At 66.1% G+C, this 664-nt stretch carries 1 protein-coding gene; it reads left to right on the forward strand.

Annotation, left to right across the window (positions count from 1 at the left end):
• A partial coding sequence (merB, locus tag ASG00_RS13960; RefSeq protein ID WP_235559609.1) for an organomercurial lyase occupies positions 1-454 on the forward strand: 454 nt, incomplete at its 5' end.
• Positions 455-664 lie beyond the last annotated feature (210 nt).

The following is a 664-nucleotide window of genomic DNA, read 5'->3' on the forward strand; positions in this document are numbered from 1 at the left end:
CTCCGTCATGAGCACGACCACACTCTGGTGGGGCGGATGTGCCTGGGACGCATTCGCAATTCCGCACCTCGTCCCCCACTCCCCGTCCGCGCTCATCGCGACCACCTGCCCCGCCTGCGGCGCAGCCCACGCATGGACAGTCACAAACGAGTACCCGCCCTCGGGCGACCAGATCGCGCACTTCCTCGTCCCTGCGGCCGAGATCTGGCCCGACGCCACCCACGCCTGCGAGAACCAACAGATCTATTGCGACGAGAGCTGCCTCGACGACTGGCTCGCCAGAACGGGCAACACTCGCGGGTATGTGATGACGCTGACCACGCTCTGGAACCTCGCCGCGCACTGGTACGACGGCAGGCTCGACACACCCTATGAGCGCCGCGATCCCACCCTCGCTGCGGCCTACTTCCGCGAGGTCGGCCTGACCGGCCCCTTCTGGGGTGTGGAACCATGACGACAATGTGCAGAGGTGCCGTGACGCCGTGACGAACGGGCGCCCTTCGCCCCGCAACTCGCATGGAGGATGTGCAGCCGGCGACGGCGTGCGGATGAAGACATTCCGAGAACGTCGATACGCCGACTGCTGAATACCGCTGTCGTCCGACCGGGGACAGCACCTCGGAAAGTCGACAGCAACGCCGCGGATGTCTGCGGTGGTGTTCAC

The organism is Microbacterium sp. Leaf351 (genome assembly GCF_001423825.1).
Taxonomy (GTDB): Bacteria; Actinomycetota; Actinomycetes; order Actinomycetales; family Microbacteriaceae; genus Microbacterium; species Microbacterium ginsengisoli.